General features: G+C 60.7%; 10 protein-coding genes. 2 read left to right on the forward strand and 8 right to left on the reverse strand.

The genetic code is table 11. The features are described from left to right. Positions 1-226: 226 nt before the first annotated feature. A complete protein-coding gene (msbA, locus tag Q1V60_RS14615) occupies positions 227-2,032 on the reverse strand; it encodes a lipid A export permease/ATP-binding protein MsbA (protein ID WP_300631514.1) in 1,806 nt (601 codons plus the stop codon). A 158-nt stretch (positions 2,033-2,190) separates the two neighbouring features. On the opposite strand from msbA, the gene Q1V60_RS14620 reads away from it, so the two are divergent. Further along, positions 2,191-4,047 carry an O-antigen ligase family protein gene (locus Q1V60_RS14620; protein WP_300631516.1) on the forward strand — a complete coding sequence of 619 codons (1,857 nt, stop codon included), beginning with the start codon at positions 2,191-2,193 and terminating at the stop codon, positions 4,045-4,047. 58 nt (positions 4,048-4,105) lie between these two features. Here Q1V60_RS14620 and Q1V60_RS14625 read toward each other — a convergent pair whose 3' ends face one another. From Q1V60_RS14625 to Q1V60_RS14650, 6 genes are all read right to left on the reverse strand, one after another. Then, a complete protein-coding gene (locus Q1V60_RS14625; protein WP_300631518.1) occupies positions 4,106-4,987 on the reverse strand; it encodes a glycosyltransferase in 882 nt (293 codons plus the stop codon). Further along, a complete protein-coding gene (locus tag Q1V60_RS14630) occupies positions 4,984-6,132 on the reverse strand; it encodes a glycosyltransferase (protein WP_300631520.1) in 1,149 nt (382 codons plus the stop codon). The genes Q1V60_RS14625 and Q1V60_RS14630 overlap by 4 nt, the downstream gene beginning before the upstream one ends. Positions 6,133-6,216: 84 nt before the next feature. Beyond that, complete coding sequence (locus Q1V60_RS14635; RefSeq protein ID WP_300631531.1) at positions 6,217-7,623, reverse strand: PIG-L family deacetylase; 1,407 nt, start codon at positions 7,621-7,623, stop codon at positions 6,217-6,219. Continuing rightward, on the reverse strand, positions 7,620-8,516 hold the full coding sequence (locus tag Q1V60_RS14640) for a GNAT family N-acetyltransferase (RefSeq protein WP_300631522.1): 897 nt from the start codon (positions 8,514-8,516) through the stop codon (positions 7,620-7,622). Before Q1V60_RS14640 ends, Q1V60_RS14635 begins: the two co-directional genes overlap by 4 nt. Next, the gene (locus Q1V60_RS14645) at positions 8,517-10,274 is read right to left on the reverse strand and encodes a carbamoyltransferase (protein WP_005784149.1); all 1,758 of its coding nucleotides are present in this window, start codon (positions 10,272-10,274) and stop codon (positions 8,517-8,519) included. Between the two features lie 132 nt (positions 10,275-10,406). Continuing rightward, positions 10,407-10,742, reverse strand: coding sequence for a YceK/YidQ family lipoprotein (locus Q1V60_RS14650; protein WP_300631525.1), 336 nt, complete (start codon positions 10,740-10,742; stop codon positions 10,407-10,409). Positions 10,743-10,948: 206 nt separating this feature from the next. Here Q1V60_RS14650 and Q1V60_RS14655 point away from each other — a divergent pair, with 206 nt between their 5' ends. Further along, the gene (locus Q1V60_RS14655) at positions 10,949-13,027 is read left to right on the forward strand and encodes a TonB-dependent receptor (RefSeq protein WP_300631527.1); all 2,079 of its coding nucleotides are present in this window, start codon (positions 10,949-10,951) and stop codon (positions 13,025-13,027) included. Between the two features lie 209 nt (positions 13,028-13,236). On the opposite strand, the gene Q1V60_RS14660 is transcribed toward Q1V60_RS14655, so the two are convergent. Next, the coding region (locus tag Q1V60_RS14660) for a lipopolysaccharide kinase InaA family protein (RefSeq protein WP_300631529.1) at positions 13,237-13,815 on the reverse strand (579 nt) is incomplete at its 5' end.

Genomic DNA, 13,815 nt, shown 5'->3' on the forward strand with positions numbered 1-13,815 from the left:
CTTGCTCCCGCTGGGCCGCGAAGCGACCCCAGAAAATGGGACTGCTGCGCAGTCCAGCGGGAGCAAGCTCCCTCGCCACAGGCCGACGGTTGCCTGCTCTAGCGCCTAACTGACTGGCATTGGGGCTTGCCCCCGATGGCGATGGGTCAGCCCGCCTTTGGGCAAGCTGACACTTCGCTATCGGGGGCAAGCCCCCTCCGATATTTGACCCTTGGCGCCTGTTGGATCAGGTGATATCGGCCGCTACCGGGGCATCCAGGCCCATGGCATGCAGGCGGGCGTAATAGCCGTTCTGCGCCAACAGTTCGCCGTGGGTGCCGCGCTCCACGATTCGCCCGTCGTCCATCACCAGAATCAGGTCGGCCTTCTCGATGGTGGACAAGCGGTGTGCGATCACCAGCGTCGTGCGGCCCTGCATGACCTTGTCCAGCGCAGCCTGGATATGCCGCTCGGACTCGGTGTCGAGGGCGGAGGTGGCTTCGTCGAGAATCAACACCGGCGCATTCTTGAGCAGGGCCCGGGCAATCGCCAGGCGCTGGCGTTGGCCACCGGACAACAGAACCCCGTTCTCGCCGACCTGGGTATCGAAGCCCTTGGGCAACTGGTCGATGAAGTCCTTGGCATTGGCATCCGACGCCGCCGCTTCAACGTCTTCGCGTGGCGCGCCGGCCAGGTCGCCGTAGGCGATATTGTTGGTCACGGTGTCGCTGAACAGGGTCACGTGCTGGGTGACCTGGGCGATGTGCTTGCGCAGGTTAAGCAGCTTGTAGTCTTCGATCTCGACGCCATCAAGCAGGATTTCCCCGCTTTCATGGTGATAGAACCGCGGGATCAGGCTGGCCAGGGTCGACTTGCCACTGCCCGAACGCCCCACCAGGGCGATCATCTGCCCAGGCTCGGCGGTAAAGCTGATGTCCTTGAGCACATGGCGCTCAGTGCCGGGGTAGGTGAAGTTCAAATTGCGCACTTCAAGGCGACCGCTGACTTTTTCACGCTCAAGGGTGCCGTGGTCGACCTCCACCTCTTCGTCCAGCTGTTCGAAAATGCTTTCGGCGCCGGCCACACCTTTCTGGATGGTCGAGCTGACTTCCGACAATTGGCGGATCGGTTTGGGCAACAGACCGGCCAAGGTAATGTAGGCCACCATGTCACCGGCCGACGCATCGCCTCGCAGATACAGAACCAGGAACATCAGCACCGCCATCGCGGAGTAGATCACCAGTTGCAGCGCGGGCGTATAGATCGCCCCGGTACGGGTCATGCGCAGTTGCTTGTTGGTGTTGCTCTGGCTGGCCTTGAAGAACCTTTTTTCCTCGTAGACCTCGCCGCCGAAGCTGCGCACCACGCGGTAACCCTGGATGGTTTCCGAGGCGACGTGGGTCACGTCACCCATGGCCACTTGGATCTTCTTGCTCTGCTTGCGGAACTTCTTGCTGGCCGTGCTGACCATCACCGCAATCAGCGGCAGGATGGCGATCATTACCAGCGTCAGGCGCCAGTTCATGAACAGCAGCGAGGCGAACAGGAAGATCACCGTCATGCCTTCGCGGATCACCACCTTGATAGCATCGGTCGCCGCTCCCGTGACCATGGTCACATTGAAGGTGATGCGGGAGATCAGGTGGCCGGAATTGTGGTTGTCGAAGTAACGGTTAGGCAGCGTCAACAGGTTGTTGAACAACTGAACCCGCAGATCGTGGACCAGACCCAGCGAGACCTTGGCCAACAAGTAGTTGCCCAGAAATGAGCCCAGGCCTTGCCACGCCGCGATCAGGATGATCAGCAGCGGCACCGCTTGCAGCAATTGCAGGTCGCGCAGGAAAGGCACGGTCGGGAACAGCACGGCTTCCGGGTTGGAAAGGCCATCGACAAAGTACTTGAGGATGTAACCCAGCATCGGTTGGGTCGACGCGAAAATCAGAAATCCAAGGATACTCAGCGCGAACAAACCCATATAAGGCTTAACGTAACTGAGCAGGCGGAAGTATATTTTCAAGCTCGAAGGGCTTGCGCTCGGACTGGAGTCGGTCATATCACGCGGCGTTTTGAAAAAGGAGGCTGACTTTAGCACAGCTTCTCTGTTGTACTTGCACCCGGCGTACGCCGCGGCCCGGTAGGATCACGCGGGCGACATTACATAGCCACTACCTTAAGATGGTCGGCTTTCTCTTTCTGGAATGGCTTTATCGTATGCACTCCAAGCGCCTTATCTATGGCTCAAATCGCGTTTTTGACTTCCTGGTCCTGTGGATTTTGCCTGTTGGCTTGCTGTTGCTCTTGAGTGCACTGTTCTTTGTGGGCAACCGTAATGTACTGCACCGGATTGTCTACCTCCTGCTCAGCGTGCCGACCTTGTTCTTGTTGTGCATGCGCCCCAGGGAACTCAAGGACCTGTTGCGCGAGCCTATCGCGCTCGCATTCCTGGCGTTCTGCGCCTGGGCGTTGACCAGTTTGCTGTGGAGCCCTGAGCCCAGCGCCGATAGCGACTTCTTCAAGCGCCCGCTGAACACCTTCATGCTGTTTGGCGGGTGCGGGTTATTGCTGCACTACCGCAATGAGTTGTTCAAGCCGATCTTCTTCAGTGCCGCCGTGATTGCGTTGGTGGTGTGTCTGGCTAACCTGATGGAATTCGCCAAGGTGTACCAACCTGGCGTGCGCATGATCGGTGGCCTTGGCGCCCTCGACAATGCGTTGCTCAGTTCTCATCTGTTCGGCTTTTTCACGGTGTACTGGCTGTATGTCTGCATGACCACCCAGCGCCTTAAGGTGCTGTGGTTCAGCGCACCAGCGCTGGCGATCATGACCACGGCGGTCCTGGCGACCGGTTCCAGAACGCCATTGGTGGCGCTGGCCCTGGCCATCTTGTGGATGAGCTTCATCGGCCGCAACCGCCGTTCGGTACTGCTTATCACGGGTCTGGTCGTGGGTGTCGCCGCGCTCCTGTTGTGGTCTCCCGAAGTGATCACTGAACGCGGCAGCTCGTTCCGCCTCGAATTATGGAGCATGACGCTGCAGCTTATCGCCGAGCACCCCTGGATCGGTCATAGCTACGATTCCGAGCTATACCTGACAGTGTCAGACGGCTATCAACTCCGCGAACCCCACAGCTTCGCCCTCGGCGTGCTCTATTACGTCGGCATCATCGGCTTCATCCCATGGATCTTCATGCTCGGTTGGGCCCTGTACAAGAGCTTGCAACAACGCGCGCAGCCTTTGTTTATCCTGGCCTCCTCGCTGCTGGTCTACGGCATCGGCGCCGGTCTGACCGAAGGCGGAGGCATCCTGTCGCGACCCAAAGAGCATTGGTTCCTGCTGTGGATCCCGCTGGCTATCATTACAGGCCTGAGCATCGCCCAGCGCCACCGCAGCCTGCTGCGCATGCCGGTACAATCGATCAAGCCCGAAGCATTTGACCAGCTGTGCAGCAATGCCCATGTGATTGAAGCCGATGGCCTCGGGCCGAAAGTCCTGCGCCTGGAAGACGGCAGCTTCCTCAAGCTGTTCCGCCCACGCCGTTGGTACACCTCCGGTAGCTTCAACCCGTATTCCGAGCGCTTTGCCAGCAACAGCGAGCAATTACGCACCCTGGGCATTCCCACACCGCACATCCTCGGGCTCTACCGCTTGCCCGACGCCAGCAGCGCCGTGACCTACACGCCCTTGCCCGGCCTGACTCTGCGCCAAGCCCTGCAAAGCCTGGACAGCAGCCTGCGCGAATCGCTGGTCGAGCGTTTTGGTCGGTTCATGGCGCAATTGCATGAACGTGGCGTGTACTTCCGTTCGTTGCACTTGGGCAACGTACTGCTGATGGACGATGGTGAGTTCGGCCTGATTGACGTCGCCGATCTGCGCATCTATCCGTCGTCCCTGCGCTACGCTTTACGCCAGCGTAATTTGCGCCACATGCAGCGCTATCCGCAGGACCGCAACTGGTTGTTCGAAACACACTTCGAGCAACTGGTAAAAGGCTATGCAACGGTTGCCAGCCCGACGGCCACCGCGAAAATCCGCGAGCAAGTACAAAGCCTGGCCCGCCCGGCCAGCTGATAAAAAAGGCGACTATCACCGCGGTGATAGTCGCCTTTTTCTTACCTCATTCGCCGCCTCAGCTTTTCAGCGGCGCCAGATACAGCCGCACCAACCCACGCAACGTCTTGCGCCCCCAGAACCTCAGCGGGATCTGTTTGAGAATCTCCCGTGCCAGCGGCCGGTCACGGTCGGCGGTCTTGAGGAACATCGAGTTCAAGAAGTTGTAGCGCACCGCGTCATAGGCCGGGTGGTCGCTGAACTTGGCGTAGGTCTTGAGAATGTTCTGGATCATGTAGCGGTGGTTCTTGTAGGTATTGCTACCGTGCTGCCGATACTGCGCCATCACCACGTCAAGCGCGTCGATGGTGTAGCCCGCCGCCGTGATCTTCAACTGGATCAGCAGGTCCTCGAGGGGAATCTGCGGATCGAAACCGCCGACTTCCTCCAGCACTTCCCGTCGAATCAACATGGTTGGCGCCGGAGGGAACGGCTTGCGGTCCATGAACATGTCGTCAAAATCGAGGCGCCGAAACGGCACATCGCGGCGTTGTTTTTTCTCCGAATGCAGGTTGCCGTCGCCATCGATCAGCTCGATGTTGCCGGCGCACATCCCCACCTTCGGTTTGCCCTCCATATACGCCACCTGGGTTGCGATCCGGTCCGGCAGCATGATGTCATCCGAGCCGAACGGCGCGATCAGGCTGCCCTTGGCACGCGCGATCGCACCGTTGAGGGTGGCGCTGAGGCCCTGGTTCTGTTGCACCTGGAAATCAAAGCCGTGTTCGGCCTGCAAGCGCCGGATGCGCTCGACGCTGTCATCCTTGGAACCGTCGTCCACCACCAGCAATTCGATATTGGGGTAGGTCTGCCCCAACACGCTGAGAATGCTTTGCTCAATGTACCGGCCGTGGTTATAGGAAGCGATGATCACCGAGACCAGGGGTTGTTGCTGAGTCATGCTCTACCTACTTCACGCAAACCGGTTTCAATCAGGGTCAGGTACTTGTGCTTGAACTCGTCGAGGGTGTGGTTGGCTTCCAGGTAGCGGAACACCTCTTCGCCCTTGGCGCGCAACTGTTCATCGCTCAGCGCCAGATAAGTATCCAGGGCTTGGGCCAATTGCTCGACATTACCTGGGTCATGGGACAAGCCACCCGCGCCCTGCACCAATGGCAGCATCGCAGGGCCGTTGGAAGCGATCACCGGCAAGTGGCCGCTCATGCCTTCCAGCAGCGCAAGGCCCAGGCCTTCGAACAGCGATGGCATGGTCCAGATGTCGAAGCCGCGCACGTACTTCATGCCGTCTTCGCGAAAGCCCAGCAAATGCGCACGCCCGGTCAGGCCCAGGCGCTCGATATCGGCACGCAGGTCGGCTTCGGCACGCCCGGAACCAATGATGCCCACCTGCGCCTCAGGGTATTTGTCCTTGAGGGTGGCAAAGGCTTGCAGCAAATGGGTGTGGCCCTTGATCGGCACCAGACGGCCCAGGGCGCCGATCATCCGCGCGTCCATCGGCAGGCCCAGGGCTTTGCGGGCGTCCTCACGGGACAGCTGCAAGGCCTCTGCCTGAGGAATATCGATGGCGTTGGTCACATAGGTGGTGTTCTCACGGGTGAACCCGCAGTTGAGCTCAACCAGGTAGTCCTTCACCGCCTCGGACACGCCGACAAAACGCCATGCCGGGCTGACCCAGCGCCGGGTCTGGCGCCGACGGTAACCACGGGCGTACTCGCCGAAACCGTGGGAGATCCCGATGCACAGCGGGATCTTCAACCAACGATTGAGCGACAGCATCATGTTCACCGATTTGAAGCGGTTACAGATGACCACGTCGAATTTCTGCTCGCGGCAATACTTGTAGATCTGCCACATGGCGCCAAACCGTATGCCCTTGAGGGACTTCTCCGGCAATTCGAAATAGTGAGAATGCTCGGCCACGCTCAAAGGCTGGCCGGACTGCGGGCGGCCACTGAGAAAACCGGAGGTCACCTCGAAACGCTCAACCGGCAGGGATTTGACGATCTGCTCACCCAGGTCAGCGAAATCATGGGTCTTGACGTTGTAGTCAGGCTGTAACTGCAAAACCTTGAAACGCGGCTTCATAACTCTCCATGCAGCGATCTGGCTACGGGCACGCGGCCCGAAAAAAAGAGCGACAGGCCCTTGCCGGCCTGCCTTCGATAGGTCTCAGTCCTGCTTGAGGACCCACAACAGCTCGTGACGACGCACGGCCTTGCGAAAGAATTCGTTCTCGCCATAAGGCGATGGACTACGGCCCGCCAGCATCTGCTGCAACCACCTGCGCACGCGGCGCTTGAACGGCGCTCGCGGCTGCAGGTCGTGCATCATGCCCAGGGCCATGGCCTTGTCCTGTTGCTGGCGCAAGGTGAGGGTGAAACTGCACGGGACCAGCTCCACGGCTGAATCGAAACGCGGCGGCAGCGCCACCCCAGTCCCGGAATCGCCCATCGGCCAGCGGTCGTTATCATGCAGGTGATTGGCATAGCCGAGCAATGTGTCGGGCTGCCACTCCAGGCCCTGCAGCGCTTCGAGCACCGCCGCGTGGGCGCAGATATGATCGGCGTGGGGGTCGAGCAGCGGGGTGGGCAACACGATCACCTGCGGTCGCGCCTTGAGCAGCAGTGCGCGCAGGTCGGCAATCAGGTTGTGCCAGGTCGGCGCGCCATCCACATCCCCTGGCAGTGCAAAGCCGTTGAATTGGCGGAACAACCGCGTATCGGTCAAATCAGCTTCGCGCGAAGCCTGAGGCTGATCCGGCGCTGCCTGCATGGCCTGCAACTGCATGCAGAAATAACCCAATTGCACACACTGCGCCTCGGGAACACCGGCCCAACGCGGCACGGCAATGCTGTCCCAAGCCCGCAGACGGCCTTTGAGGCGTGCCGCCTCAGCCCTGTGCAAGCCCATTCGCTGGTAATGCTCGGCTTCGATTTCGCCAGCGGTCAAGGTAACGATCCAGCTTTGCGTCGCCTGGCTGTAAAGGCTGAACGCGGCCAGCTCGGCATCGTCGGCGTGGGGGGCAATTACCATGACGCGCTGCTGGCGATAGTCCGGCTGGCGCCAGCGCCATAGCGTCGGCTGCCCCTTGATCCGGCAAAACCGCCCACGCAAGGTGATTTCGCCGGCCGCCAAGGCTTCGGCGGCGCCGGTCAGGTTGAGATAGCGCCGTCCGGCGACGCCGCGTTCGAAGGTTTGCCGGTCCGGTGCCTCCAGGCCCAGCACCTCTAACGCCGGGTCGAGAAAGCGCCCGAGCCACGAACTTTTCAACTCGAGGCCCACAATCAGCGTCTCATCGGCCGCCAGCGCCGCGTCCAGCAGTAACCGCCCCGCCTCCAGGCGCAGGCCAGGCTGTTCGCTGCCTGCGGGAAACCCATACGCGTAGCTGTCTTTGGCCGAGTAGAACAGATGATCGGCAAACCAGGCTTCATGGGCCGCCCACAGCAGCACCGCGAGGAGCAGCGGGAGCCACCAGGCCACCAGCACCCCGGTGGCGACCAGCACCACGACGCCCATCACCAACGCAATGCGCTTGTTGCGCCGATGGCGCTTGAGCAGTTGCTGCTTGCGGCTCATACGCTGAAAACCGGCACCGGGTTGCACCAGCGCTCCTTGTATTCGCGGTCGGAACGCCCGAAGGAGAAGCGCAGCGACTTGTCGGCCGCGCGCGCCTGCTCCCAGGCACTTTGGGTATTGAGAAAACTCAACACGCTGCCGGGGCTGAACGCGCGGGTTTCAGGGTCGACACCGCCGTTGACGTATTCAGCGCTGAACCATTCGCGGGACTGCACCTGATACACCAACTGCACGGCAATCGGGGCGTCATTGAGAAACAGCACCGAACCGAACAGAAACTCCTTGAGCAGCTCCAGCACCTCGGCCAAGCGCGCTGCGCCGGCCGCCGCAAACCCCCAGCGGCGCTTGAACAGATCGCAATAAATCGCCGCCAATTCCACGCTGGAAAACTCAGCAACCGCCCGCACCACGCCGCCCGCCTCTTCCAGCAAACGCAATTCACGCCGCTGGTTATAGCGAAACTTTTTCGACAGTTCTTCGGGGGTGCGCGCCATGGCCAATTGCTCGGCCTGGGGCTTGAGGGTGCTGACGCGCCCTTCATTCAGCGCTGAAAGGTAACGCCCACGGTGGCGCAGCGGCACCTGCGCGTCGGCGGCGATCGGCAGGATGATCTCGGCATTGCCCAGGTCAAACAGGCCCTTCTTGCCGGTGCGCTTGAGTACGTCCTTGGACAGCGCCAGGTCGCGCCCCCAAGTGGCAATCGCCCCCTTGAGTTCGCCATCCTGTTCCCAACCCAGGTAGCGCACCGGAAGCTGCGCCAGGCCGGCCAGCCGCTCGATGACCTGCGGATGGGTCGCGACACTGCCGCCGTAACGCTGCCAGGCCTGGTTGTAAACCTCGGCCTCGACAGGCATCCAGCCACGTTCACGCCAGCCCCGGAAGCGGTTCAGCATTTAAACCACAGCGTCATAAGGGTCCACGCCATCCTTGACGACCAGGATGTCTTCCATGATCAGGTACTGCAGGTCGGAGCCGAAGAACATGTTCAGCGCGTCGGTCGGCGAGCAGATCATCGCTTCGCCACGACGGTTGAGCGAGGTGTTCAGGGACACGCCGTTGCCGGTCAGTACTTCCAGCTCCTTCATCATGTCGTAGTAACGCGGGTTGTATTCGCGCTTGAGCACCTGGGCACGGGAAGTGCCGTCCTCATGCACCACTTCCGGCACGCGGGTCTTCCACTCTTCCGATACTTCAAAAGTGAAGGTCATGAACGGCGCCGGGTGGTCGACCTTGATCATCTGGGGCGCCACGGTGTCGAGCATCGACGGGCAGAAAGGCCTCCAACGTTCGCGGAACTTGATCTGGTGGTTGATACGGTCAGCCACGCCGGTGGCGCTGGGGCAACCGATGATCGAACGACCGCCCAGGGCACGCGGGCCAAACTCCATGCGGCCCTGGAACCAGGCCACCGGGTTGCCGTCGACCATAATTTTGGCGATGCGCTTGGGCATGTTTTCGATCTTGCGCCAGTTCGGCTTGCTCTCGTGCCTGGCGCACGCGGCAATGACGTCCTCGTTGCTGTAGGACGGGCCGAGATAGACGTGTTCCATCTTCTCCACCGGCACACCACGAGCGTGGGAGACATAGGCGGCCGCACCGACGGCAGTGCCGGCATCGCCGGACGCCGGCTGTACGAACAGCTCTTTCACGTCATCGCGGGCGATAATCTTCTGGTTCAGCTTTACGTTCAGCGCACAGCCGCCGGCAAAGGCCAGCTTGCCGGTGTCTTTGAGGATGTCGCCCAGGTAATGGTCGATCATCTGCAAAGCCAGTTTCTCGAACAGTGCCTGCATGCTGGCCGCGTAGTGGATGTAAGGCTCGTCGGCAATATCGCCTTCGCGCTTGGGGCCCAGCCACTCGATCAGTTTTGGCGAGAAGTAGAAACCCTTGCCCTTTTCTTTATAGCGGCGTAAGCCGATCACGTTGGCGTAGTCGGTGTTGATCACCAACTCGCCATTTTCAAAGGAGGCCAGACGCGAGAAATCGTATTTGCTGGCATCGCCATACGGCGCCATGCCCATGACCTTGAATTCGCCGTCGAGCATCTCGAAGCCGAGAAACTCGGTGATCGCGCCATACAGGCCGCCCAGGGAGTCCGGATCGTAGAATTCCTTGATCTTGTGAATCTTGCCGTTTTCGCCGTAACCGAAGAACGTGGTGGCGTACTCACCCTTGCCGTCGATGCCCAGGATTGCGGTTTTCTCCTGGAAGCCGGAGCAGTGGTAGGCGCTGGAAGCGTGAGCCAGGTGATGTTCGACCGGTTCGATCTTGATTTTCTTCGGATCGAAGCCCAGTTGCTCAAGGCACCAGACGATCTTGTTGCGATAACGCTTGTAGCGGCGGTTGCCCATCAGGATCGCGTCGAGCGCGCGGTCCGGGGCGTACCAGTAACGCTTGGCATAATGCCAACGCGCTTCGCCGAACAGGCTGATCGGAGCGAACGGGATCGCCACGACGTCAACGTCGGAAGGCTTGATGCCAGCTTGCTCCAGGCAGAACTTCGCCGACTCGTAGGGCATGCGGTTCTTTGCATGTTTGTCGCGTACGAAGCGCTCTTCTTCGGCGGCCGCAATCAGCTTGCCGTCGATATACAGGGCCGCGGAAGGATCATGGCTAAGGGCGCCGGACAGGCCAAGAATCGTCAATGCCACTGGGGTCTAGCCTCTTTTAGTCTGCATGCAGGCGGGTCGCGCCTGAAAAAAGTGTGCTTCCCGCCCGGGCGGGAAACAGCTAAAGGGCGGGATTATAGCTTAAAAGCAGTAAGAAGCTGTTAGCGGCAAGGGCTAGCGAAGCTCAAGGCTGCCGTCAGCGCTTTGCTGGTAGATCGTGTAGGGCAGGACGAGCGTATCCAGGACAGCCGAGATGGGTACATCGAACATGGCCCACGGAACGCCGTTCAGCGAGAGTTCGCCTGCGGAATTGGGCGGCCCATGCAGGACACACAAATCATAAGCCACGCCGCTGTAGATTCGTGAAACAGACTGGCAATAGGTTTTCTTCCCCCTGAGTTCCCGAACGGTGACGTCATCACCGCGGAACACGGTGGTCACGGTACCGCAGCCTCCCGTCATCAGAATTATTCCCAGCAACACCGACAGCCGCGCGATAAGGGTCCACATACATGCTTCTTCTTTGATTGAGAGGAGCGAAAACCTAGCACCACATAGCCCGGCAACGTCAGGTATCCACAGTCGCTGCTTAGCGTAGGAAGCTTCTCATTCAGCCCAACGGCATGGAATCCGGCAAATCCAAGGATGAATCGTTAAACTCGCGGTATTTGCACCTGCGCCGCTGACTCGCGTTGCGCCACGGACTCGACCTCTTCATGAACTCATCTCGCCCCGCCTGCTTTGCCCTGCTATTGGGCCTGGTCAATACTGCCCAGGCCGATGAAGCACCGCTGATCCTCGACCCCAGCGTGGTCACCGGCTCGCGCAGCGCCAGCCCGACCTTCGACCTGCCGTACTCGGTTGACGGCATCAGCCGTGAACAGATCAGCAACGGGCAACTGGGCATCAACGCCTCCGAAGCCCTGTCCCGCGTGCCCGGCCTGGTGGTGCAGAACCGCCAGAACTACGCTCAGGACCTGCAGATTTCCTCCCGTGGCTTCGGCGCCCGTTCAGCGTTCGGCGTGCGCGGCATCAAGCTGATTGCCGACGGCATTCCCGCCAGCACTCCGGACGGCCAGGGCCAGGCGGCAACCTTCAACCTCGACACCGCCGAGCGCATCGAAGTACTGCGCGGCCCGGCTGCGACGCTGTATGGCAGCAACGCCGGCGGGGTCATCCAGATGTTCTCCCGCGACGGCGAAGGCGCGCCGCGCATCGGTGCCGAAACCTTGGCAGGCAGCGACGGATTGAACAAAAACCACCTCACCGCCGAAGGTGCTGCCCATGGCGCAGGCTTCGTGCTCGACGCCTCGCGCATGGACACCAATGGCTACCGCGACCACAGCAGCGCGCGCCGCGACCAGACATTCGCCAAGCTCAACTTCCAGCCGGATGACGACAGCAAGCTGGCGTTGATCTACAGCAGCCTGGAGCAGAACGGCACGCAGGATCCGCTGGGGCAGACTTGGGCGGCGTACAAGGCAGACCCACGTTCGGTGAGCGCCAACGCACTGGCCTACAACACCCGCAAAAGCATTGATCATCAGCAACTGGGCATGAACTACGAGCGGTATTTGGGCGGGGCGACTTTGCAGGTCAACGCCTATACCGGGCGCCGCAGCGTGATCCAATACCTGTCGATCCCCAAGGGCACCCCCGCCAACGAGCGTGGCGGCGGCGTCGTGCAATTCGACCGCAAGTTCTACGGTGGCAACGTGCGCTGGATGCAGCCCATCGAAAGCGCACCGGGCGAGCTGATGATCATCGCCGGCCTGGACTTCGACCAGAGCGAAGACAGCCGCCATGGCTATCAGAACTACAGCGGCAACACCCTGGGCGTGAAAGGCCAGCTGCGCCGCGATGAAATCGACACCGCTCGCAGCCTGGACCCTTACATCCAGGCCAACTGGGCACTCGAGCGCTGGACCCTGCAAGCCGGCATCCGTCATAGCACGATGCAGATGGACGTCGACGATCAATTTCTGAGCAACGGCGACGCCAGCGGCAACAAGACCTACCAGAAGAACACGCCATCGATGAGCGTGATGTACGCATTCACGCCCGACCTGCACGGTTACGTCAGTGCAGGCAAAGGCTTCGAAACCCCCACCCAGGCTGAGCTGGCCTATGCACCGGGCAACGTCGAGGGCTTCAACTTTGGCTTGAGGCCGTCCGAAAGCACGCAATATGAAATAGGCCTGAAGGCACAGCTGGGCAACACCCGCATCAATGCCGCCGCGTTCCAGATCACCACGCAAGACGAACTGGTCGTGCAGCAATCCATCGGTGGCCGCACCAGCTATCAGAACGCCGGCCGAACCCTGCGTCGCGGCTTCGAACTGGGCATGGAAAGCCAGCTCAGCGAACACTTGAGCACCAGCCTCGCCTACACCCGCTTGCAAGCGACCTACGACAGCGATTTTGCCAGTGGCGCGAACACCATCGACAAAGGCAACTACCTGCCCGGCGTCCCGCAAACCACGCTGTTCACCGAACTGAACTGGAAACCGCGCGACTGGGTCAGCACCGCCATCGAAGGCATGTACCGCAGCAAAGTCTACGTCGAAGACACCAACCGCCAACACGCCGCACCGGGCTACAGCGTATTCAACTGGCGCGCGCGGTTTGAGCAAAAGGTGGAGCACTGGACCTTTCACCAGACCTTGCGCCTGGACAACCTGTTGGATCGTCAGTACGTGGGGTCGGTGATCGTCGGGGACGGCAATGGTCGCTATTACGAAGCAGCGCCGGGGCGGTCGTGGTATGCGGGCGCTGGGGCTGAATATCAGTTCTAAGAGGTAGGGCAAGCCCTAATGCCAGTGAGTTAAGCGCCAGAGCGTACAACCGGTGACCTGTGGCGAGGGCGCTTGCTCCCGCTGGGCAGCGAAGCGGCCCCAGAAAATGGGACGGCTACGCAGTCCAGCGGGAGCAAGCGCCCTCGCCACGGTACAACGCTTCCCTTAACTGACTGGCATCAGGCCATATCTGGATCTCAGGCGTGCGCTTAAACCGCGATGGTTTTGGGCAAACGCTGATCAATCACCTGATACAACGCGCTGCCCTGCGGCCAATTACGCATAAACCGCGCGCGGTCTTTGGCATATGCCGGGGCGAAGCTGGCGACAGAGGTGTGTTGGCACATGGCGTCCAGGTCGATCATCGCCCAGCGGCCGTCGCTCCAGAACAGGTTGTGACCTTTGAAATCCCCATGACTGATGCGCTCGCGTATCAGTTCTGCGAACAACTGGTCCAAAGCCAACAGCTCATCTTCAGGCGCATCGCCGCCTTCAACATACGGCGCAAAACGCTCGATAATGTCCGGCCCCGGCAGGTATTCAGTGACCAGATACGCACGGTGGCGCAACCAGAAAAAGCGCTTCTCCAACACCGCCAACGGCGTCGGCGTGGCGATGCCGAGAAACGCCAGGCGATTGCCTTCACGCCAGGAATGCCAGGCCCGGCTCGGGCGCCAGAAGCGTTTCAGCCAATGGGCGAAGCCCTTGATGTTGTAGCGCTTTATCACCAGTGGCCGGCCGGCCACTTCGACCCTGGCGCGGCGAGCGTGGCCAGGGTCGAAGTGGGC

It is taken from the genome of Pseudomonas sp. (assembly GCF_030147005.1).
In the GTDB taxonomy this organism is placed as follows: Bacteria; Pseudomonadota; Gammaproteobacteria; order Pseudomonadales; family Pseudomonadaceae; genus Aquipseudomonas.

Coding starts and splice junctions, on each gene's coding strand:
- Q1V60_RS14635 (WP_300631531.1), bottom strand. CDS start 7,623: ATGAGCCGCAAGCAGCAACTGCTCAAGCGCCATCGGCGCAACAAGCGC.
- Q1V60_RS14630 (WP_300631520.1), bottom strand. CDS start 6,132: ATGAAGCCGCGTTTCAAGGTTTTGCAGTTACAGCCTGACTACAACGTC.
- Q1V60_RS14650 (WP_300631525.1), bottom strand. CDS start 10,742: ATGTGGACCCTTATCGCGCGGCTGTCGGTGTTGCTGGGAATAATTCTG.
- Q1V60_RS14655 (WP_300631527.1), top strand. CDS start 10,949: ATGAACTCATCTCGCCCCGCCTGCTTTGCCCTGCTATTGGGCCTGGTC.
- Q1V60_RS14640 (WP_300631522.1), bottom strand. CDS start 8,516: ATGCTGAACCGCTTCCGGGGCTGGCGTGAACGTGGCTGGATGCCTGTC.
- msbA (WP_300631514.1), bottom strand. CDS start 2,032: ATGACCGACTCCAGTCCGAGCGCAAGCCCTTCGAGCTTGAAAATATAC.
- Q1V60_RS14620 (WP_300631516.1), top strand. CDS start 2,191: ATGCACTCCAAGCGCCTTATCTATGGCTCAAATCGCGTTTTTGACTTC.
- Q1V60_RS14625 (WP_300631518.1), bottom strand. CDS start 4,987: ATGACTCAGCAACAACCCCTGGTCTCGGTGATCATCGCTTCCTATAAC.